This is a genomic window from Buchnera aphidicola (Mindarus keteleerifoliae) (genome assembly GCF_039392895.1).
Classification (GTDB): domain Bacteria; phylum Pseudomonadota; class Gammaproteobacteria; order Enterobacterales; family Enterobacteriaceae; genus Buchnera_A; species Buchnera_A aphidicola_A.
The window spans coordinates 362,293-385,224 of sequence record NZ_CP135027.1; the positions used below are offsets into that span (position 1 = coordinate 362,293).

Annotated in this window: 19 protein-coding genes and 6 tRNA genes; 9 read left to right on the forward strand and 16 right to left on the reverse strand. The window is 24.4% G+C overall.

Annotated features, from left to right (window positions below; genetic code table 11):
- Nucleotides 1-53: 53 nt before the first annotated feature.
- The 5 genes from csrA to RJT62_RS01665 all read left to right on the forward strand — a co-directional run bounded on the left by csrA (nucleotide 54) and on the right by RJT62_RS01665 (nucleotide 3,113).
- The gene (csrA, locus tag RJT62_RS01645; protein ID WP_343153366.1) at nucleotides 54-239 is read left to right on the forward strand and encodes a carbon storage regulator CsrA; all 186 of its coding nucleotides are present in this window, start codon (nucleotides 54-56) and stop codon (nucleotides 237-239) included.
- A gap of 163 nt (nucleotides 240-402) precedes the next feature.
- Nucleotides 403-492: transfer RNA gene (locus RJT62_RS01650), tRNA-Ser, on the forward strand.
- A gap of 23 nt (nucleotides 493-515) precedes the next feature.
- A tRNA-Arg gene (locus RJT62_RS01655) sits at nucleotides 516-589 on the forward strand.
- A gap of 74 nt (nucleotides 590-663) precedes the next feature.
- Entirely contained in the window at nucleotides 664-2,226 is a 1,563-nt protein-coding gene (gshA, locus tag RJT62_RS01660; RefSeq protein ID WP_343153368.1) for a glutamate--cysteine ligase, read from the forward strand.
- Between the two features lie 185 nt (nucleotides 2,227-2,411).
- Nucleotides 2,412-3,113, forward strand: a complete 702-nt coding sequence (locus RJT62_RS01665) for a 16S rRNA (uracil(1498)-N(3))-methyltransferase (protein ID WP_343153964.1) — start codon at nucleotides 2,412-2,414, stop codon at nucleotides 3,111-3,113.
- Nucleotides 3,114-3,122: 9 nt separating this feature from the next.
- Here the strand turns inward: RJT62_RS01665 and RJT62_RS01670 are convergent, their stop codons facing one another.
- The 7 genes from RJT62_RS01670 to RJT62_RS01700 form a co-directional block, all read right to left on the reverse strand.
- A complete protein-coding gene (locus tag RJT62_RS01670; RefSeq protein ID WP_343153370.1) occupies nucleotides 3,123-3,266 on the reverse strand; it encodes a hypothetical protein in 144 nt (47 codons plus the stop codon).
- The gene (locus RJT62_RS01675; RefSeq protein ID WP_343153372.1) at nucleotides 3,239-3,709 is read right to left on the reverse strand and encodes a 5-formyltetrahydrofolate cyclo-ligase; all 471 of its coding nucleotides are present in this window, start codon (nucleotides 3,707-3,709) and stop codon (nucleotides 3,239-3,241) included. Before RJT62_RS01675 ends, RJT62_RS01670 begins: the two co-directional genes overlap by 28 nt.
- Before the next feature lie 109 nt (nucleotides 3,710-3,818).
- Entirely contained in the window at nucleotides 3,819-4,487 is a 669-nt protein-coding gene (rpiA, locus tag RJT62_RS01680; RefSeq protein ID WP_343153374.1) for a ribose-5-phosphate isomerase RpiA, read from the reverse strand.
- Nucleotides 4,488-4,544: 57 nt separating this feature from the next.
- Nucleotides 4,545-4,616: transfer RNA gene (locus tag RJT62_RS01685), tRNA-Gln, on the reverse strand.
- 50 nt (nucleotides 4,617-4,666) lie between these two features.
- Nucleotides 4,667-4,738: transfer RNA gene (locus tag RJT62_RS01690), tRNA-Gln, on the reverse strand.
- A 22-nt stretch (nucleotides 4,739-4,760) separates the two neighbouring features.
- A tRNA-Leu gene (locus RJT62_RS01695) sits at nucleotides 4,761-4,842 on the reverse strand.
- Between the two features lie 42 nt (nucleotides 4,843-4,884).
- Nucleotides 4,885-4,959: transfer RNA gene (locus RJT62_RS01700), tRNA-Met, on the reverse strand.
- A 181-nt stretch (nucleotides 4,960-5,140) separates the two neighbouring features.
- Here RJT62_RS01700 and RJT62_RS01705 point away from each other — a divergent pair.
- The 4 genes from RJT62_RS01705 to queE all read left to right on the forward strand — a co-directional run bounded on the left by RJT62_RS01705 (nucleotide 5,141) and on the right by queE (nucleotide 10,678).
- Complete coding sequence (locus tag RJT62_RS01705) at nucleotides 5,141-6,787, forward strand: glutamine--tRNA ligase/YqeY domain fusion protein (protein ID WP_428994285.1); 1,647 nt, start codon at nucleotides 5,141-5,143, stop codon at nucleotides 6,785-6,787.
- 152 nt (nucleotides 6,788-6,939) lie between these two features.
- Nucleotides 6,940-8,583 (forward strand): CTP synthase, encoded by a 1,644-nt coding sequence (locus tag RJT62_RS01710; protein WP_343153376.1) that lies wholly within the window; start codon nucleotides 6,940-6,942, stop codon nucleotides 8,581-8,583.
- A gap of 25 nt (nucleotides 8,584-8,608) precedes the next feature.
- Nucleotides 8,609-9,874 (forward strand): phosphopyruvate hydratase, encoded by a 1,266-nt coding sequence (gene eno, locus RJT62_RS01715; RefSeq protein ID WP_343153377.1) that lies wholly within the window; start codon nucleotides 8,609-8,611, stop codon nucleotides 9,872-9,874.
- Between the two features lie 135 nt (nucleotides 9,875-10,009).
- Nucleotides 10,010-10,678 carry a 7-carboxy-7-deazaguanine synthase QueE gene (gene queE / locus RJT62_RS01720; RefSeq protein ID WP_343153379.1) on the forward strand — a complete coding sequence of 223 codons (669 nt, stop codon included), beginning with the start codon at nucleotides 10,010-10,012 and terminating at the stop codon, nucleotides 10,676-10,678.
- Between the two features lie 6 nt (nucleotides 10,679-10,684).
- On the opposite strand, the gene RJT62_RS01725 is transcribed toward queE, so the two are convergent.
- From RJT62_RS01725 to mutS, 9 genes are all read right to left on the reverse strand, one after another.
- The gene (locus tag RJT62_RS01725; RefSeq protein ID WP_343153380.1) at nucleotides 10,685-11,044 is read right to left on the reverse strand and encodes a 6-pyruvoyl trahydropterin synthase family protein; all 360 of its coding nucleotides are present in this window, start codon (nucleotides 11,042-11,044) and stop codon (nucleotides 10,685-10,687) included.
- 438 nt (nucleotides 11,045-11,482) lie between these two features.
- Nucleotides 11,483-12,088 carry an adenylyl-sulfate kinase gene (gene cysC / locus RJT62_RS01730; protein ID WP_343153382.1) on the reverse strand — a complete coding sequence of 202 codons (606 nt, stop codon included), beginning with the start codon at nucleotides 12,086-12,088 and terminating at the stop codon, nucleotides 11,483-11,485.
- A 27-nt stretch (nucleotides 12,089-12,115) separates the two neighbouring features.
- On the reverse strand, nucleotides 12,116-13,543 hold the full coding sequence (gene cysN / locus RJT62_RS01735) for a sulfate adenylyltransferase subunit CysN (protein WP_343153384.1): 1,428 nt from the start codon (nucleotides 13,541-13,543) through the stop codon (nucleotides 12,116-12,118).
- Between the two features lie 12 nt (nucleotides 13,544-13,555).
- Nucleotides 13,556-14,464 carry a sulfate adenylyltransferase subunit CysD gene (cysD, locus tag RJT62_RS01740; protein ID WP_343153387.1) on the reverse strand — a complete coding sequence of 303 codons (909 nt, stop codon included), beginning with the start codon at nucleotides 14,462-14,464 and terminating at the stop codon, nucleotides 13,556-13,558.
- A 39-nt stretch (nucleotides 14,465-14,503) separates the two neighbouring features.
- Nucleotides 14,504-15,904, reverse strand: coding sequence for a siroheme synthase CysG (gene cysG / locus RJT62_RS01745; protein WP_343153388.1), 1,401 nt, complete (start codon nucleotides 15,902-15,904; stop codon nucleotides 14,504-14,506).
- A gap of 95 nt (nucleotides 15,905-15,999) precedes the next feature.
- Complete coding sequence (locus RJT62_RS01750) at nucleotides 16,000-16,737, reverse strand: phosphoadenylyl-sulfate reductase (RefSeq protein ID WP_343153390.1); 738 nt, start codon at nucleotides 16,735-16,737, stop codon at nucleotides 16,000-16,002.
- Nucleotides 16,738-16,754: 17 nt separating this feature from the next.
- Nucleotides 16,755-18,467, reverse strand: coding sequence for an assimilatory sulfite reductase (NADPH) hemoprotein subunit (cysI, locus tag RJT62_RS01755; RefSeq protein WP_343153393.1), 1,713 nt, complete (start codon nucleotides 18,465-18,467; stop codon nucleotides 16,755-16,757).
- The gene (locus RJT62_RS01760) at nucleotides 18,467-20,275 is read right to left on the reverse strand and encodes an assimilatory sulfite reductase (NADPH) flavoprotein subunit (protein WP_343153395.1); all 1,809 of its coding nucleotides are present in this window, start codon (nucleotides 20,273-20,275) and stop codon (nucleotides 18,467-18,469) included. Before RJT62_RS01760 ends, cysI begins: the two co-directional genes overlap by 1 nt.
- A gap of 135 nt (nucleotides 20,276-20,410) precedes the next feature.
- Nucleotides 20,411-22,924, reverse strand: a complete 2,514-nt coding sequence (mutS, locus tag RJT62_RS01765) for a DNA mismatch repair protein MutS (RefSeq protein WP_428994290.1) — start codon at nucleotides 22,922-22,924, stop codon at nucleotides 20,411-20,413.
- Between the last annotated feature and the right edge of the window lie 8 nt (nucleotides 22,925-22,932).

Genomic DNA, 22,932 nt, shown 5'->3' on the forward strand with positions numbered 1-22,932 from the left:
CCATAAATAAGATTGGATTACTTACTTTATTTTATTTTTTTTAGGAGCATAGAATGTTAATTCTAACTCGTCGAGTTGGGGAATCATTAATTATTGGAGATGAAGTCACAGTTACTGTGTTAGGAGTTAAAGGAAATCAAGTTAGAATTGGTGTCAATGCTCCAAAAAAAGTTTCTGTTCACAGAGAAGAAATTTATCGAAGAATTCAATCAGAAAAAACACAAACATCTTCTTATTAAGAATAATTGCGCCTTGCTATACTTTAATTATACTGGGCGCAATTAAATTAAATTAAATTTATTCTATTTCTTAAAAAAACACTATAAATAAAAAATGTTTGACTTATAATTTAAAAAAAGTAAGATACAAGTTACAAAGGAAATTTTTTAATTAAAAAAATTTGGAGAGATGGCCGAGCGGCTGAAGGCGCTCCCCTGCTAAGGGAGTATGTATAATACTATTACATCGAGGGTTCGAATCCCTCTCTCTCCGCTGTCTTATAAATACATAAAAATGCATCCGTAGCTCAGTTGGACAGAGTACTCGGCTACGAACCGAGCGGTCGGAGGTTCGAATCCTTCCGGATGCAGGATGCTTTTATTTCTGAAAAACATTTCAAAAAAAGTATTTTTTTTAATCAAATATATTCTATATAAGGGTTGAATGTTGATCTCAAATATTTCTAAAAAATTAAATTGGTTAAAAAAAAATAGAATTCTATTAAATGGTATATCTAGAGGAATTGAAAGAGAAGCAATTAGAATTAAAAAAAATGGAAATTTTTCATTATCTCAACATCCAAAGAATCTAGGATACCCACTAACTCACTCCTCAATTACTACTGATTTTTCTGAAAATTTATTAGAACTTGTTACGCCAAAATGCAACGATATAAATCAATTACTTGATATACTAATTGATATACATAGTTATGTTTCCAAAAATATTAACGATGAATACCTTTGGCCACTAAGTATGCCTTGTTTTAAAGAAAAAAAAGATCGCGTTCTATTAGCTCAATATGGAAATTCAAATTTTGGGAAAATTAAAACTTTATATAGAAAGGGATTGCAAACTCGTTATGGTCTTGCAATGAATCTAGTATCTGGTATACATTATAATTTTTCAATGCCAATAAAATTTTGGAGACAATGGATAGGAAGAGAAAAAAAACAAAAAGAAAAAAAAATAATTTCTGATAAATACTTACATATAGTAAGAAATTTTTATCAATTTGGATGGATAATTCCTTATTTTTTTGGTGCTTCTCCAGCAATATACAAAAATTTTTTAATTCATAAAAAAGAAAGTATCTTTTCAAAAACTAAAACAAGTAAAGATATAGAATATTTACCCTGGGCCACCTCATTAAGATTAAGTGAACTAGGCCATTCAAATGAATCAATTCGAAGTTTGCCTTTAACATTTAATAATTTAAATGAATATTTAAGCGCAGTAAAATATGGAATTAAAACACCTTCAAAAAAGTTTAAAAAAATGAATCTGTTCGATAAAAAAGGAAATTTTCAACAAATTAACACCAATATTTTACAAATGGAAAACGAATTCTATGCTTATATAAGACCAAAATGTAAAATAAAAAATAAAATCCCTTTTGTTGATTCTCTTAAAGAAAACGGGATTGAATACTTAGAAATAAGAGCACTTGATATTAATCCATTTTCTTCAATTGGAATTAATAAAATACAAATATTTTTTTTGGATATATTTATATTATGGTGTTTATTTAATGAATCTCCTAATCTAACGAATTCCGAATTAATAAAATTAAATGAAAATTGGGAAAAAATTAATCTAGAGGGAAGAAAACCAAACAAAAAAATAAGATTATTAAATTCAGATAAAAAAACTTGTTTTAAAAAAATTGCTTTTTCTTTATTTAAAGAATTTAAAAAAATAGCAAAAATTTTTGATTTAAACACCTTAAACAATCCTTATCAGAAAACCTGTAAAATTTTGTTACAATATTTAAAAAATCCAAATTTAACTTATTCTTCTAAAATTTTAAATTTTATAGTTCAAAACGGATTTAAAAAGACCGGGATTATTCTATCCAAAAATTATAAATCTCAACTAAAACAAAAAAAATTTAAGATTCTTAACAAAAATTTTTTTTTGAAAGAAAAAATAAAATCAAAAAGAAATCAAAAAGAAATTAAAAATAATGATATTATCAATTTCAGAAAATATCTAAAAAATATTTAAATATAAACTTGAATTAAGTAAAAAAAATATAATAAATTTTAAAAATTAATATATTTTATATTAAAAAATAATTGTTATTTTCTATATAAATTTTTTTTAAACAAAAATTAAATTTTTTAACAAATTGGATTTTATAAAATCAAAAATATGAAAAAAAAAAACATAGAATTTTCTACGAAAGGAAAATTAAAGAAAAACAAAATGTACTTTTAACAAAAGAAAATATTCATTATTGTAAAAATGTTTTAAGAATGAAAATAAATGAAAAAATCAAAATTGTTAACAATACAAATTGTGTTTTTACAGGAAAAATAACTAAAATTGAAAATAATTCAATCCATGTATACATAGAAAAAAAAGAAAAAAAAAACTTAGAATCTTCTATTAAAATACACCTTGCTCCTATTATTTTAAATCAAAAAAAAATGAATTTTGTAATTCAAAAATCTACTGAACTAGGAGTCAATTCTATTACACCCTTATTGCCTACCAACTATCATAAAAAGAATGATAATAATGAATTATCAATTAAACAAAAACGATGGACTAAAATAGCTATATCTTCTTGTTTACAATGTAAAAGAAATATTGTTCCTAAAATAAATTTTCCTGAAAGAATAAACTTATGGTGCAAAAAAATAAATGTTAATGAATTAAATTTAATTTTTGACCCTTGTGCAAAAAAAAAAATAAGTTCTTTAAAATTGTTTCAAAAAAAAATAAATATTATAATTGGATCTGAATCGGGGTTTTCAAAAAAAGAAATTGAAAATTTAAAAAAAAAATATGGATTTATAAATGTATCTTTAGGAAAAAGGACATTACGTTCTGAAACCAGTTCTATAGCTGCTGTAGCTATTTTACTTTATAAATATGAAAAAGAATAAAATATTCATCTAATAATAATTTTTATTCCAATACCAAATTTTTTTAGGAGTAACGATATAAGGCAATGGAATATCTAAGGAATTAATTTGTATTTCTTTAACTAATTGAAAATTATAAGCTATACCTACAGGTATAATTTTTTTTTTTTCCAATTTCTTAATAAAAGATCATAAAAACCAAATCCCATCCCTAATCTGTTTCCATCTTTATCAAATGCTACTAATGGAACTAAAATCATCTCTAAATCATCAATAAAAAACTTTCTTTTACTTATTTTTTCAGGTTCAAAAATATTAAATTTATTTAATTTTAAATTGGTATTTCTTTTATATTTTAAAAAATAAATTGTTCTTTTAAAAAAAGAATTTATTTTAGGTAAAAAAACTTTTTTATTGTTTTTCCAAAGTAAATTAGCTAAAGGAAATGTATCTATCTCTCCGTCAAATGAATGAAACAAAGCCACATTTTGAATGTTTTTAACTTTTATGAAATTAAATACCAAATTAGCAACTTTTATAGCAGCATCTATTTTTATTTTTTGATTAAGATTTCTTCTTTTAATTCTAATATTTTTTCGAATTACATTATTTTTCATGAAAATATTTTAAATATAAATTTTTTTAAAAAACTCTATTTATAAAATAGAAACCATGTATAAGTTACAAAATGAATCATTTTATTCTAAAACACCAAATTATAAATTTTTATGACATTTGATTAAACACTGTTTTTACTCCTGATTTAGTTCCAATAATTACAATATTTGCTTTTATTTTAGAAAACAATCCTACTGTAACTACTCCTGGAAAAGAATTAATTTTATCTTCTAAAAAAATAGGATTTAATATTTTTAAACCATAAATGTCTAAAATAATATTACCGTTATCTGTAATTAAATTTTTTCTTAATTTTGGAACCCCTCCTAATTCAATTACCTTTTTTTTAATATAAGAATAAGACATAGGTATAATTTCTACAGGTAGTGGAAAATTTCCTAAAACTTTTACTTGTTTAGATTCATCAACTATGCAAATAAATTGACTGGAAGAGGCTGCTATTATCTTTTCTTTAGTTAAAGCAGCTCCACCGCCTTTAATCATTTGTAACTCAAAATTAATTTCATCTGCACCGTCTACATACGTAATAGGAGAATCAACTTTATTTAGATCTAAAATTTTTAGTCCGTATTTTTTAATTTTCTTAGAAGAAGAAGATGAACTTGAAATTACTCCGAATATTTTTTTTTTGATAGTACTTAATGCCTGAATAAAATAAGAAACAGTGGATCCAGTTCCAATTCCAACAACTGAATTAGTTCTAATATATTTTATTGCTTCTAAAGCAGCTTTTTTTTTTAATTGATTTGTTGTCATTATTTTTAAACCCTGCTTAAAAATAAAAAATCAGAAAATCATTTTTTAATACTTTTTCTGGGGTACCTGGATTCGAACCAGGGAATGCCGGTATCAAAAACCGGTGCCTTTCCACTTGGCTATACCCCATTAACTTTAATAAAAATAAAAAATCAGAAAATCATTTTTTAATACTTTTTCTGGGGTACCTGGATTCGAACCAGGGAATGCCGGTATCAAAAACCGGTGCCTTTCCACTTGGCTATACCCCAAAAATTTCAAAACTTATTTTTGTACGGAAGGCGAGACTTGAACTCGCAAACTTTTAAGTGCCAGAACCTAAATCTGGTGCGTCTACCTATTTCGCCACTTCCGCTAATTTTTTTTATATTAAATTTTTTCTTAACTAAAAAAATATTGGCTACGATGGGACTTGAACCCATGACCCCAGCGTTATGAGTGCTGTGCTCTAACCATTCTGAGCTACATAGCCTTCCTTCTTTTATATGTTATAAATACTGTATTATTCCCATTCAAAAAAATTATTTTAGATAAAAATATCTACATCATTACTAATATTATTAATATATCATGAAATATTACTAAAATAAACCTGTAAAAACTGTTATATATTTTATATTATAATATAATTACTCAAAAATAAAAAAATAAAAATGAAAAAAAATATTTCTAAAAAAAAATCCTATTTAAACTTTATTCAAAAAATAGTATCGAAAGATTTAAAAAGTAAAAAATTTACTCGAATACAAACTAGATTCCCTCCTGAACCTAATGGTTTTTTACATATTGGACATGCTAAATCTATTTACTTAAACTTTAGCATTGCTGCCGAATATAACGGAATTTGCAATTTAAGATTTGATGATACTAATCCTAAAAAAGAAAGTATCGAGTATATAAATACTATCAAATCCAATGTAAAATGGCTAGGTTTTAAATGGGAAAAAATATTCTTTACTTCTCAAAATTTCGAAAAAATTTATGAATGTGCAATTATTTTAATTAAAAAAAACCTGGCTTATGTAGATAGATTAAACAAAGAAGAAATAAAAAAATATAGAGGAACATTAACTACCCCAGGTAAAAATAGTCCTTTTAGAAATCAAACAATTGAAGAAAATATAGCACTTTTTAAAAAAATGAAATCTGGTTATTTCTCAGAAGGAGAAGCTTGTTTAAGAGCAAAAATTAATATGCAATCTCCTCTAATCATTATGAGAGATCCAGTTCTATATAGAATAATGTTTATAAAACATCATCAAACCAAAAAAAAATGGTGCATATATCCTCTATATGACTTCTCACATTGTATTTCTGATTCGTTAGAAGGAGTAACTCATTCTCTATGTACTCTTGAATTTCAAGAAAATAAAATGTTATATGAATGGATTTTAAAAAATATAAATCTTAAAAATACACCAATTCAATATGAATATTCTAGATTAAATTTAGAATATTCTATTTTATCTAAAAGAAAGTTATCTATATTAGTTCAAAAAAAAATTGTTTCAGGATGGGACGATCCTAGAATGCCAACTATTTCAGGTTTAAAAAACAGAGGATATACTCCTAATTCTATTAAAGAATTTTGTAAAAAAATAGGTTTTACCAAAAAAGAACATTATATAGAATTAGATTTATTAGAAAATTGCATCAGAAATGACTTAGAAAAAAATACACCTAGAACTATGGCAATTATCGATCCTATAAAATTAATTATAACCAACATATCTAAAAATTATGAAGAAAAAATTCTTGTTCCATACCATCCTAAAAATAGCTCTATGGGAATGAATAAAATTACTTTAAGTAAAGAGATATACATCGATAAATCAGATTTTTCCGAAACTTATATTCCTGGATATAAGCGATTAATACTTGGAAAAACAGTAAAATTAAGATACAGTTTAATAATAAAAGCAATAGCAATTAAAAAAGATAAAAATGAAAAAATTGATAGTATTTTTTGTACATATGAAAAAAAACCTAATATGAAAAAAAATAATGGTATCATTCACTGGATTTCAAAAAAAGATGCATTTCCAGCAAAATTTTTTTTATATAATCCTATATTTACCGTTAAATTTCCCGACCTTAAAAAAGATTTTTTAAATTACATTAACAAAAAATCATTAATTGTTAAAAATGGGTTTGTTAATAACAATATTACAAAAAATGAAAAATTTAATACCTATCAATTTGAAAGAGAAGGTTACTTTTATAACACTAACAAAACAACAAATAATAAGTTATTAATGTTTAATAGAATTGTTTCATTAAAAAACAAATGGAAACTTTAGTTTAAAAAAATGATTGATTTATACATTTTTTATATTATTTTCAATCATTTAAATAAAAGTTAATAATTGCTATTAAATATTTTCTAAGATATTATATTATTCCTATCTATGTTATTCCATTCATGCGATATATTTTATACTCCTGGTAAAAAATGAATAAGTATTATATATTTATAACTGGTGGAGTTGTTTCTTCATTAGGAAAAGGAATTACAGCAGGTTCGCTGGGATCAATTCTTGAGGAAAGAACTCTTAAAACGACAATTATAAAACTAGATCCTTATATTAATGTTGATCCAGGAACTATAAGTCCTATTCAACATGGAGAAGTATTTGTTACAAAAGACGGTGCTGAAACAGATTTAGATTTAGGTCATTATGAACGTTTTATAAAAAATAAAATGACTAGTTTAAATAACTTTACAACAGGAAGTGTATATGCTGAAGTACTAAAAAAAGAAAGAAGAGGAGATTATCTTGGTTCTACTATTCAAATTATTCCCCATATAACAGATATAATAAAAAAAAGAATTGTTCTTTTATCAAAAAAAAATGATATTACTATTGTAGAAATAGGTGGTACTGTTGGAGATATAGAATCACTTCCATTTTTAGAAGCAATTAGACAAATATCCATAGATGTAAAGAAAAAAAATGTTTTATACATACACTTAACTTTATTACCTTACATCTCTACTTCTAATGAAATAAAAACAAAACCTACTCAACATTCTGTAAAAGAATTATTATCTACAGGAATCCAACCTGATATATTGATCTGTCGATCAAAAAAGGGAATATCTAAAACTGAAAGAAAAAAAATAGCTTTGTTTTGCAATGTTCCAAAAGAAGCAGTTATTTCTTTAATAGATGTAGATTCTATTTATAAAATACCAAAAATTTTACAATTACAAGGACTGGATGAATATATATGCAGATATTTTAATCTTCATGTCCCTTCAGCTGACTTGTCATCTTGGGATATAGTTATTAAAGAAGAAAACCAATCTTCTGGAACAATTACCATTGGAATTATTGGAAAATATACTATATTACCAGATGCATATAAATCTGTAATAGAAGCCATTAAGCATGGAGGACTTAAAAATAAAGTAAAAATTATTATTAAATTAATTAATTCTGAAAAGATTGTTAAAAATAAAAAAAATGCTATTTTAAAAAAATTAGATGGAATTTTAATTCCCGGAGGATTTGGAAACCGGGGTATAGAAGGAATGCTGCTTTCAATTCGTTTTGCAAGAGAAAATAAAATTCCCTATTTTGGAATTTGTTTAGGCATGCAATTAGCTGTCATTGAATTCACAAGAAATATAATAGGTCTTCAATCCGCTAATTCAACAGAATTCCAACCTAATTGCAAATATCCAATAATAGCTTTAATTAAAGAATGGGAAAAAAAAGAAAAAAAAGGTTTTAAAAAAAATAATTTAGGTGGAACTATGAGATTAGGTTCTCATATATGTGTCATCAAAAAAAATAGTTTAACTTACAAAATGTATAAAAATAAAACAGTGTCTGAAAGACATAGACATAGATATGAAGTTAACAATTTACTTTTAAAAAAAATAGAAAAACTAGGATTGATTGTATCTGGAAGATCCAAAAATAAAAATTTAGTTGAAATAGTCGAATTATTAAATCATCCTTGGTTTATAGCTTGTCAATTTCATCCTGAATTTACTTCAAATCCAAGAAAGGGACACCCTCTATTCAAAGGTTTTATAAAAGCTGCTAAAATATATAAAAAGAATTTTTCTAAAAAAAATGAAAATTAATTTTAAATTTTATTAAAGGAAAAAAATGTACAAAATAAAAAAAACTATCTGTAGAGAAATAATAGATTCTAGAGGATTTCCAACAATTGAATCAGAAATACATTTAGAAGGAGGAGCAATTGGAATAGCTTCCGTTCCTTCTGGTGCTTCAACTGGTTCTAAGGAAGCTATGGAATTAAGAGATAATGATCAGAAATACTTTTTAGGTAAGGGGGTAAAAAAAGCAGTATTAATTGGTAACTCTTTAATTTCTAAAAAAATTTATGATAAAGATGCTAGAAACCAAGAAGAAATGGATGATTTATTAATTCAATTAGATGGAACAGAAAATAAATCTAAATTAGGTGCAAATACAATTCTATCTATTTCTCTAGCAATAGCTAAAGCTACAGCCATTGAAAGAAAAATTCCATTTTATCAATATATATCTGAGATTAATAACACTCCCAAAGAATATTTAATGCCTATGCCTATGATAAACATTATTAATGGAGGAAAACATGCCAATAATAATATTGATATTCAAGAATTTATGATACAACCTAAAAAAACTAAAAATATTAAGCATGCTATTCAAATAGGAGCAGAAATTTTTCATAATTTAGGAAAAATATTAAAATCACATTCGCTCAGTACATCCGTAGGAGATGAAGGAGGATATGCTCCAAATTTAAAATCTAATGAAGATGCTTTAAATATAATTCAAAAGGCAATAAGAAAATCCGGATATAAAGTTGGAACAGATGTAACAATAGCAATTGATTGTGCTGCTTCTGAATTATATAACCAAGATACAAAAAAGTATTATTTAAAAAAAGAAAAAAAAGAGTTTAATTCTTTTGAATTTACAAACTATTTAAAAAATTTAACTGATCTTTATTGCATTTCTTCTATTGAAGATGGACAAGATGAAAATGATTGGGAAGGATTTAAATATCAAACTAAAAAATTAGGGAACTCAATTCAACTTGTGGGTGATGATATATTCGTTACTAATCAAAAAATACTAAAAAAAGGAATTGAGAATAAAGTAGCTAATGCTATTTTAATTAAATTGAATCAAATTGGAACATTATCTGAAACGATAAAAACAATACAATTAGCTAAAAGCTCTAACTATAAAGCGATTATTTCACATCGTTCTGGAGAAACAGAAGATACGACTATTGCTGATTTATCTGTAGGAACCTCTTCAGGACAAATTAAAACGGGTTCAATATGTCGTTCTGAAAGAACTTGTAAGTACAATCGTCTTATTAGAATTGAAGAAGAAATAAAAAGTTTTTTTTAAAAAACATTTTTTATTTAAAATAGACATGCCGTTCTGCTATTTATTTAATATAAATAGCAGTTTTTTATAAAAATAAATTAATTTATTTTTATATTTTTTTTAACTTATTATTTATTTAGGATAAAAATTAGACTAATGAAATATCCAATTAATGAAATATACGAAACTATACAAGGAGAAGGATTCTATGCCGGACAACCTTCTATTTTTATCCGAATACAAGGTTGTCCTATTCATTGTAGTTGGTGCGATACTAAATATACATGGAATTTATTAAAACAAAATGAAACTGATACTGAAAATGTAATTAACAAAAAAAAATCAACGAAAAATTGGGCTTTTTTTAATGTCTTTGACATCATTAATATCATTCAAAAACGTCGATGGAAATCAAACCATATAGTTATAACAGGCGGCGAACCTTGTATTTTTAATCTTACTTTTCTTACTAAAAAACTAGAAAAAATGGGATATTCCTGTCAGATTGAAACTAGTGGAACGTATACTATTTATTGTTCTAAAAAAACCTGGGTAACAGTATCTCCTAAAATAAATTTTTCTAATAAAATAATCAAAAACTCTATTCTTAGAGCCAATGAAATTAAATATCCTGTGTTAAAAAATACTGACATATCCGAATTAGAAATTCTTTTAAAAAATTCAAAAAATGATCTTAAATCTAAATTAATTTTTTTACAACCTGTTGATCAAAATAAAAAAGCTACTGAACTTTGTATTAAATTATGCTTAATAAAAAACTGGAGATTATCAATACAAATACAAAAATATTTGATGATTCCTTAATGTTTTTTATTCTTTATAAATACATCCAGATTCAAAAGTTTCATTAATTTTAACTAAATATAATGCATTTAACCGAGGTTTTAATTTTTTCCAAATCCATCTAGATAATATTTCTACAGTAGGATTTTCTAAGCCCTTTATTACATTGAGATAAGAATGATTTAACTGCAATCTAATAGGTTTAAATGCATTATCTATTTCATCATAATCAATTACCATACCTGTCTCTTCATTAATTTTACCTTTTACATATATACGAACTAAAAAAGAATGACCATGCAAAAAATAGCATTTATGTTCTTTTTTAACATAAGGTAACTTATGTGCAGCTTCAAATCGAAAGTTTCTAAATAAAGTAGTACTCATTATTAGTTTTCTCTAAAAAATTATGATAATTTTTAATTGATTTATTTTTAAATTTCATTCATATGTTATGCTTATTTCTACATATATTTGATGAATATATTATATAAAAAATAAACTTTAAAATATTTTTTATTTGTACAAAATTGTTTTCTAAAAAATTTACGACGTATTTTTGTAAAAAATCTAATTAAATAAATGTTAAATATTTAGCCATTTTATTCAAAATAAACACTTAATTTATCAATACGATTTATGATATTTTTATTTCTTCAATTCAATTTAAAATTTTTTTATCATTAATTACATTTATTTACTTATATAAAAATAATTAATCAATCCATTTTTTCTAAACTAAATAGGAGTTTAAAACCAAAAAAAATTAATAATATTAAAAATAACTTAACTATTAAAAAAACCTTCTCATATATAAAAAGTTATTTAATTAACATTTTTAAGAAAAATTTTATTTTTAATAAAAAAAAATATTTTTTTTAATATGATTTCTAGAGACTCTTCTCCATTTATGTGTAAATCTGGAGATTTTGGAGGTTCGTAACTGGAATCAAATCCTGTAAAATTATCAATTTTTTTATAAACGTTTTGTTTATACAATCCTTTTGGATCTCTTAATTTACATATTTCAAAAGGTGTATCGACAAAAATCTCTATGTAATTTTTTACCCCTATAATATTTTTAATTGCAATTCTATCTTTTTCATATGGTGTTATAAGAGCACATAACACTACTAATCCTGCTTCAAGCATTAACTTGGAAACTTCAGCCACCCTACGAACATTTTCAGTTCTATCCTTATTACTAAAAGCAAGATCACTACACAAACCTAACCGCAAGTTATCTCCATCTAACAAATAAGTCTTGATCCTTTGTTTATATAAAATATTTTCTAAACTTCCAGCAATAGTAGATTTTCCTGAACCGGATAATCCTGTAAACCATAATACTTTTGAATTATGTTTGTTTGAAAGTTCTCTTTTTTTTCTACTAATAATATGTTTTTGAAAAAAAATATTTTTTTGATTCATATATTTTATACTACTTTTATAAATTAACTAAAAAATGTTTTTTATCCCCCAATGAGGAAAATGTTTAGATATTAAAGAACGTAATTCTAATTCAAAGTTATTGTTTAAAAAATTTTCTTTTATATTTTCTTTTTCTTTTTTTAAACCCTCAAATATACCTGCAGCAACAGTATTATTATTCAATAAATCAATAAAAATCATACTTCCCATAATTTTATTTTTTCTAAAACTATCAAAAAAAACAGGTTCTTCAACCATAATTTCTATTAATCCTATTTCATTTAGAATAAGTTGATCAGATTTATTTTTTTTTAGTGATTTTATATTTATTTTATAAACAATATTCTTAACGAAGGCTCTTACTTTTTTAGTTGCAGTTTTTACATTATAAATTTTTCCAGCAACTATTGGATCTTTAGACATTGATATAAGCTTAACAAAAATATTTTTTTTCGAAAATATTGAAGAAGATGAATCTACGAATAAGTCTCCTCTACTTATATCAATATTTTCTTTTAATAAAACAGTAACACTTTGACCGGCATTTGCTTGAACTAAGTTATCATCATATGTAACTATTTTTGAAACTGTGGCAAAAATATTAGAAGGGAAAATTTTAATTTTCTGTCCTACTGATATTGAGCCTTCAACTATTGTTCCCGAATAACCTCTAAAATTTGTATTAGATCTATTAACACATTGAACAGGAAATCTTAAATTTTTTTCTATGTTATTTATCTTAGTTCTTTTTATAGTTTCTAAAAAATCTAATAAAGAGGGACCTTTATACCAATCAATTAAAAATTTATTACTAACTATATTAATCCCTAATAATGCAGAAATTGGAATAAAAAATACATTTAATTCAATTGAGAGTTTTTTTATAAAAATCGAAAATTCTTCTTTTATTTTTTTAAAAATATTTTTTTCATAATTTACTAAATCCATTTTATTAATAGCAATAATTAAATATTTTATTCCGAAAATAGAATTAATAAAAAAATGCCTATATGTTTGCTCTGAAAGACCTTTTTTTGCATCTACAAGAATAATTGATAAATCACATTTTGATGCTCCTGTCACCATATTACACGTGTACTCTTTATGTCCTGGTGTATCAGCCATGATAAATTTTCTTTTTTCTGTAGAAAAATATCTATAAGCTACATCAATTGTTATCCCTTGTTCTCTTTCTGATTGTAATCCGTCCACTAACAATGCAAAATCTAATTTGTTTCCTTGAGTTCCATGCTTTTTACTATCTTTAGACAACAATTCTAATTGATCATCATAAACTTGATTTGTATCATACAACAATCGACCTATCAGAGTACTTTTTCCATCATCTACACTACCACATGTTAAAAATCTAAAAATATCTTTATCTTTATTACAAAAAAACCACTTTTTTTTACTAAAATCATTTTTATTATTAATATCTGTTTCTTTTTTCATTTCAATACCCAACTAAAAATAACCTTGTCGTTTTTTTAATTCCATAGAACTAGATCGATCATGATCTATTAATCTTCCAGTTCTTTCACTAGTTCTAGAAAATGTCATTTCTTTAATAATATCAAAAACATTTTTTGCATTAGATTTTATTGCTGAAGTAAAAGGCCAGCAGCCTAATGTCCGAAATCTAACATTTTTAATTTCTATTTTTTCATTAGACTTTATCTCTATTCGATCATCTTCAACTGAAATTAACTTTTCATTCCTATTTAAAATTGATCTTTTTTTAGAAAAATATAAAGGGACAACTTTTATATCTTCTAAAAAAATATACTCCCAAACATCTAACTCTGTCCAATTAGACAAAGGAAATATTCTCATACTTTCTGAAAAATTAATTTGTCCATTATAAATGTTCCATAATTCGGGTCTTTGCTTTTTTGGATCCCATTTATGAAAACTATCTCTAAAAGAATAAACTCGTTCTTTAGATCTTGATCTTTCTTCATCTCTTCTAGCACCACCAAAAGCAGCATCTATATTATATTTCTTTATAGCTTTTTTTAATGCTTCAGTCTTCATAATACTAGTAAATTTATCACTACCATGAACAAAAGGGTTAATATTTAATTTTATTCCTTCTGAATTTGTATAAATGATCAAATCTAAATTTAATTCTTTGACTATTTGATCTCTAAATTCATACATTTCTTTAAATTTCCATCCAGTATCTACATGTAATAAAGGAAATGGAATTTTTCCTGGAAAAAAAGCTTTTTTCGCTAAATGTAGCATAACTGAAGAATCTTTCCCTATAGAATATAACATAACAGGATTTTCAAACTCTGAAAATGCTTCTCGAATAATAAAAATGCTTTCAGCTTCTAATTCAGACAAATAAGAGAACAACTTTCTTTTCATTTCACCCCTTTTTTATATTTTAAAAAAAAATAAATATATTTAAAGCAAACTATTCTGATTAGTATCTGATTTAAACCATGATAAATTTTTAGATAAAGAAACTACTTTTCCAAGAATTAATAATGTTGGGCTTTTCATTAAAAATAATAAACTTTTAAGATTTTTAAAAATTCCAATAACAGTTTTTTGATTTAAAGTAGTTCCTTGTTCTATTAAAGCTATAGGCATATCTAAAGGATAATCATTAGCTTTTAATTCATCAAAAATATAAGTAGATTGTAATCTAGGCATATATATAACTATGGTATAATTTTTTAATCTTGATATAGATTTCCAATTTTGTTTGCCTTCTATTTCATTTTTTTTGCATCCATTTATAATAATTATACCACTAGAATAATTTCTATGCGTTAATGGTATTCCGGCATATGAAGAAACTCCTATAGCTGATGTTATACCTGGAATTACCTGGAAATTAATTTTAAACTTTTTAGCTACTTCTAATTCTTCTCCTCCTCTACCAAAAATAAACGGATCCCCTCCCTTTAAACGAACAACTTTTTTTCCTTTTTTAGCCATTTTAATTAATATTAGATTAATTTCTTCTTGTGAAATACATAATTTTTTTGCTTCTTTTCCTACATAAATTTTTTTAGCATCTTTTCGAATCAATGACAAAATTTCAGAACTCACTAAATTATCGTACAAAACTACATCGGCTTTTTGAATGACTTGTAACCCTTTTAAGGTTAATAAACCACCGTCCCCTGGACCTGCTCCTACCAAAGAAATTTCACCTTTAATTACTTTTTTTCGTTTAATTTCATTATTTAATACTTTAATAGCTTTTTTAAAATTTCCATTTAAAACGTGATTAACAAACATTCCTTCAAAAATTTTTTCCCAAAAATGGCGACGATAAATACTTTTTTTAAATTTTAATTTAACATGAGATCTCCATTTTTGAGCTAACAAAGCCGATTTTCCTAAATTCATCGGTAACGTAGATTCTATCTTTTCTTTGATCATTTTAGTTAATACAGGTGCTGTTCCTCCAGAAGAAACAGCTACTATTATTGGAAACCGTTCTACTATGGAAGGAAAAATAAAAGTGCACTTAGAACGATCATCAACAACATTAACTAATATTTTTTTTTGTTTTGTTTTTTCATATATATATTTATTTAAAGAATTATTATCTGTTGCAACAATAACCAAAAAAATTTTTTTTAATTGATTTTCAAAAAAATTAGTATCTATCCAATCAATTTTTTTTTCTCTATGTAATTTAATTAAATTATTAGAAATTTTTCTAGATACAACTATTATTTGAGCATTCATTTTAATTAAAAAAAAAATTTTTCTAACAGCAATTTTACCTGCTCCTACAAACAAAACTTTTTTATTATCTAAATTTATAAAACAAGGAAAATAATTCACAAGTACCTTAAGAAATCAAAAATATTTTTCTTAATTTTACTTCAATTAAAAATTATAAGTAAAACATTTTTTCAATATTTTTTATAATAAATAAATCATTTTATATGGTGTAAACCACATTCTCTTTTTAAACCAAAAAATCTAGTTTTTTCCTTAGATGTTCCTTTAACATATTTACTTGTCGTATGCACATCTCCAACAGAAATATACCCTTTATTTAGTAAAGGATGATTAGGTAAATTATGATCTTTAATATAATTAAAAATTTTAAAATCAGACCAATCTAAAATTGGAAAAAATTTAAAAAAATCTTTTTTTATTTCTAAATAATTTAAATTATTCCTACTCTTAGATTGTTTTCTTCTTAATCCAGCTATCCACGTTCTTACCGAAAGATCTTTTAAAGCATATTTCATTGGTTTCACTTTATTAATAGAATTATATTTCTCTATACCTTTTATTCCTTTCTTCCATAATTTTCCATACCTACTTTCTTGCCAAGCTGGCGAAATACTAGCGCTATAGATTTTTATGTTTAAATTAAATTTTTTTGTCAATAGATCAATAAATTTATAAGTTTCTAAAAAAAAGTATCCTGTATCTATTACTATAATGGGAATATCAGATTTTTGTTGAATAACTAAATGTAATAAAACTACCGATTGTATTCCAAAACTTGAAGATAAAACAAATTTATTAGATAAATTCTTGAATGCCCAAGCAATTCTGTTCTCTGCAGATAATTTATTTAAAAAAACATTATTTTTTTTTAAATATTGATTTTTTTGATCTGAACTCCAATTCTGAACTTCTAAAAAATCTAATATTGACATAATTAATAATTTTCCTTTTATTTCTTCCAAAAATTGCTAGGAAAGTTAGAAACATTCTTTATTATTTTAACACGAATTAAAAAATCTCCAAAACACTCATTAGATAGCCTCTCTAAAGACCATCGTTTAATCATAGGATTAATAACTTTTATAATTTTAGATAAACTATAATTCTCTCGATATAATCTAGGTATTCTAGTACCTATTTTATTACCTCCTATATACAAATCATATCGATCTAATGATTTTCCTATTAAACCTATTTCTGCTAACAAAGATCTAGCACATCCATTTGGACATCCGGTAATTCTAACTATAATAGTTTCTTCAACTAAATTATACTTTTCCATAATTTTATCTATTTTTTGAATAAAAGAGGTTAAAACACGTTCCGCTTCAGCCATAGCTAACGGACAAGTTGGAAAAGAAACACACGCCATCGACATTTTTTGTAATTTTGAAATATCGTTTATTTTCATATGTTCAAAAATAATCTTTTCTATATTGCTTTTATTTTTTTCTGAAATTCCATAAATAATTATGTTTTGATTAGCTGTAATCCTAAAATCCCCATCGTGTATAAGTGCTATTTTAAATAAACCTGACTTAATTTTTCTCTTATCTTCTATCAAACGTCCGTTTTCAATATATAAAGTATAATTCCATTTTTTATTAATGTTTTGATTCCAACCAAATGAATCTCCTCTATTACTAAAAATATATGGTTTTATAACTTTAAATTTTGTTTTTGATCTGAATTCAACTTCAGCTATAAATTTTTTTATTCCAAATTTATGTAATGTATAACGAGTTTTAGCGTTTTTTCTATTAACCCGATTTCCCCAATCTCGTTGAACTGTAACTATGCCTTCAAGTACTTTCAGTATGTCAGATAAATTTACAAAACCAAATTCCATGGCTAAAGAAGGCCATGTATTATGATTTTTATGTTCAATGGATAATCCCCCCCCTACTAATACGTTAAAACCTAATAATTCTTCATTTTTCGAAATTGCTATAAGTGCAATATCATTAGCATGAAAATCAACGTCGTTATTTGGAGGAATAGCTATTGCTATCTTAAACTTTCTGGGAAGGTAAGTTTTTCCTAAAATAGGTTCCTTTTCATCAATAACTATCTTTTTTTTATCTAGCCAAATTTCAGCATAAGCGTTTGTTTTCGGTAAAAAATGTCTAGAAATTTTTTTAGCCCATTTATATGTAAATTTATGTATTGAAGAAACTGTTAAATCAGAAGTACATATAACATTTCTATTAACATCATTAGCAGTAGCAAATGAATCTAATCCTATTTTAGAAAGCATTTGATGAACTTTTTTTAAATCTTTTTTAAAAATTCCATGAAATTGAAATGTTTGACGATTAGTTAGTCGTATAGTTTTATAAATGGTATTTTCATTAGAAAATTTATCAATTTCTAACCATTGATATGGTTTAACAATTCCCCCTGGAATTCTACATCGCAACATCATAGCGTGACGAGGTTCTAACTTTTGGTCCATTCTCTCTTTTCGTATGTCCCTATCATCTTGTTGATACATTCCATGAAATCGAATTAATGAATAATTGTCACCAGTAAAGCCATTGGTTATTGTATTTTTAAGATCTTTTAAGATAGTTCCTCTTAAATAATTACTATTATATTTTATTTTTTCTGCTTCACTAAATAAATTTTTAGTTAAATTATTTTTTTCTTTTTTTTGTTTCATTAGTATACATCTCGTTGATATCGCTTTTTTTCTTTCAAGTTAAATAAAAAACTTTCTGCTGAATTTTGATCCATATGTCCATATTTCTTAAAAATTGTTAAAAACGTTTGTTCTACTTTTTTTTCCATATTAATGCTTCCACAAACATATATATATGCTCCTAACGTAATCCATCTCCAAATTTCTAAACTATTTTCATAAATCTTATCTTGTACATATATTCTTTTTTTTTGATCTCTTGACCAAGCTAAATCGATCTTAGTTAATAATTTATTTCTAAAATATTGTTGCCATTCAACTTGATACAAAAAATCTTCCGTGAAATATTGATTTCCAAAAAATAACCAATTTTTACCTTTAGATTTATTATTTTCTCTTTCTTGCAAAAAAGCTCTAAATGGGGCAATCCCTGTTCCTACAGATATCATTATTATCTGAGAATCAATATTTTTTGGTAAACGAAAATTTTTATTTTTTTTAACAAAAATTGAAATTTTTTCTCCCTCTTTTAATTCATTAATTAAATAGTTAGAAGCTCCTCCTGTATATAATCGATTATTAATCCAATATTTTAATAATCCAACTGTAAGATGAACTTCATCATTAATTTCTTTCTGAGAAGAAGAAATAGAGTATAGTCTAGGAGTTAGTGGCCGTAATATACTAACTAATTGATCTGCGGTTATTTCGATAGGATTTTGATGTATCATCTCCAAAAAAGAAAAATTTTTGACATACTTTTTTATTTTAGAATTATCGGAAATAATTTCCTCTAACTCATTTGATTTTGCAAAAACATTATATGATTGCACAATTTTTTTCGTATTAACTGTTATTTCTAATTTTTTCTTAAGTAAATCAAAAATATTTTCTTTTTTACCTTTGTAAAAAACCATTGAATTCGAATCTATTTTTAATTTTCTTAATAAATTTTCAATCAAAATAGAATCATTTTTAAACCAGACGCCAATAACATCTCCAGGTTTATATTTTATTCCTGAATCACTTAAATCTATTTCAATATGATTAACAATCTTATTAGAATTTCTTCCTGTAATTTTTTTATTAAACAAAACTGTTCCAAAATATGGATTTTCTTTGTCATAAAATTTTACATTTTTATTATTTTTATACTTAAATTCTTCAAAATCTTTTTTATCTAATTGAATCTTCGAAAAAAAATTTTTTTTAATAATTATCGATAATTTTTCACCCCACTTATGCACTAATTCTGAATATTCAATATCCGCATCAACTCTATCTAATAACCTTTTCCCTCCTAATTCTGATATTCGGTTATCGAAATCTTTTCCTGCTTGACAAAAAAAATCATATGAACTGTCTCCTAATCCGAATACAGCATAGTGCACCTTACTCATATCAATCGATTTTCTAGAAAATAAAAATCTATGTAAAAATAACGCTTCTTCTGGAGGTTCTCCTTCCCCTTGAGTCGAAATAATAAGAACTAATATTTTTTCTTTACTAATATTTTTTACTTTATAATCACTAACATTAATTAATTTTGATGATAGTTCATAATTCTTAAACACTTTTTGCACAGATTTAGAAACAATTCTTGAATTTCCTGTTTGAGAAGCACATAAAATAGTAATTTGATAGCTATTTTTATTTTTAAGATTATTTAAATTTAAACTTTTATTTTTAGAATAACTTGATATTCCCCAAAAATAACCTGAAAGCCATATTCTCTTTTCATCAGATAAATCTTTAACTAGAGTATCCAAAATTTTTCTTTCCGATTTATTTAATGGATGAAAAAAATTTAAATTATTTTTAGTTTCCATATATTTAAATATCCAAATATTATTTTAGTTGTAAAAAAATATTTTTTTAAAAAACAAATATCAAAATATTATATCAATACTTAACTAAAAACTACATCTAAAAAAATAAACTCTTTTGAAAAAATAAAAATGAAATTATTTTTTTTTAAAAAAGAAATATTTTAATTTATTTAATTTTTTAATCATAAAAGAAAAGAAACTATTATTATATGAATAACCTATAACTGAATCATTCATCATTTTTTTTTTTAACTTTATCTCCTTTAATTTTTTTTTAGCTAAATTTATTACTTCAACTGGAAATCCAGAAAGAGAAGCTATTAATATTCCATAACTTTTGTTCATAGAACCTAATTTTAATTTGTATAAAAAAGAAATCTTTTTATTGTATTCAATCGTTGTAAAAAAAACATTTTTTATATTTTTAACCTCATTTTTTAATTTTGTTAATTCAAAATAATGAGTAGAAAATAAAGTTATAGATTGCACATACTTAACTAAATATAAAGAAACTGCCCAAGCTAAAGACAATCCATCATTAATCGATGTTCCTCGTCCAATTTCATCTATTAAAACTAAACTATTAGAAGTAGCATTATTTAATATATTTGCAGTTTCAGTCATTTCTACCATAAAGGAAGATTTTCCTCCTGATAAATCATCAGAAGACCCAATTCTTGTAAAAATTTGATCTATATTTCCAATAATAGCTTTTTCTGCTGGAACAAAACTTCCGATCCATGCCATAATTACAATTAGTCCTATTTGTCGCATATATGTACTTTTCCCACCCATATTAGGACCAGTAATAACTAACATTCTATTTTTTTTAGATAAATCAACGGAGTTAGGAATAAATGAATGAGTTAACAACGATTCTATAACTGGATGTCGACTATTCTCTAAATTAATTTTGATTTTATTTGTTAAATCTGGACAAACGTATTTTAATCGTACTGCTCTTTCTGAAAAATTTGTTAATACATCTAATTCAGAAACTGCTTTTGAACTATTTTTTAACGATGGTATATAAATTAAAATTTCTTCTAATAACTTAATATATAAATAATTTTCTAATTCCAAAACTTGAAATTTAGAAGACATAACTTTTTTTTCAAAATCTTTTAATTCTAAAGTTGTATAACGATTATACAATTTTAATGTTTGTATTTTAATATATCTTTTAGGCACTAAACTTTCATACTTTTTATTTATTTGAACATAATAGCCAATAATTTTATTAAAACCTATTTTTAAAGAATCTACTTCTATCTTTCTTTTTTCAGTAGTTTCAAATTTTCTAATAGCAGACAAAGAATTTTTTGAAATATTTTTTAAATCATCCAATTTTTTATTATAACCTTTCGAAATAACATTTCCACTCTTTAATGAAACTAATGGATCTTCATTAAGAAATGATTCTAATAATGAAATTAATTTTTTATTATTACCTAAATTATCAATGATTTTTTTTATATTTTTCTCTTGAATATGTTTTAAACAATTTTTAATTTTAATAAATTCTATTAAAGTTAATTTCATTTTAATTAAATCTAATGGGCTTGCTTTAAAAGTAGCTACTCGAGAACAAATTCTTTCTAAATCACTAACATTTTTTAATAGAAATTGAAGCTCTATGAATTTATTTTTTAATTCTTTTACACTATTTTGTCGATTCTTAATAATTTCAATGTCTCTTAATGGAGCATGTATCCAACGTTTCAACATTCTGATACCCATGGAAGTCATACATCTGTTCAAAATAAAAGAAAGAGTATTTTTATATCCCCCTAATACATTTTTCGTTAATTCTAAATGAATCCTAGAAATCTTATCTAGCAAAATGTACTTTTTAAAGGAATTTATTTTAATTGATTGTATATTTTGTAAAAGAATCGTTTGAACAGATTTAATATATTGTAATAAACATCCTGCCGAACCTATCCCTAAATGATCTTTTTTTAAACCAAAACCTTCTAAGTTTTGAGTGTTAAAATGCAAAATAAGTTGTCTATACGAACTTTCTAAATCAAATTCTAAAACAGATCTATATTCAATTGAAATTTTCATATTCATGTGACTATTAATATCTGTAAAGTTATCACTACATAGTAATTCTACCGGATTAGTTCTATATAATTCAGATAAAAAAGAATCTAAAGTATCGTGTTCAGAAACATAAAAATCCCCAGAAGAAACATTGATATATGCATATCCAAACTTATCTTTTTTTTTCCAAACAGAACCTAAAATATTATCAGAATCGTTATTTAAAAAAAAATCTTCTATGACTGTGCCAGGAGTTATTACTTGTACCACCTCTCGATTAATTAATTTTTTTTTGTTAAAATTATCTTTTTTATTTTGTTCACATATAGCTATTGATTTTCCAACATTCAATAATTTTTTCCAATATCTTTCTGAAACATGTACTGGAATTCCTGCCATGGGAACTTTTTTACCTGCAGAATATCCTCTATTAGTCAACACTATTTTAAGTATATCTGAAACTAATATAGCATCATCATAAAACAATTCATAAAAATCTCCCATTCTAAAAAAAAGAATAGTATTAGGATACTTTTTTTTTATTAATAGATACTGTTTAATTACCGGAGTATGCGAAATTAAATTATTTTTATTTTTCATAATATTGA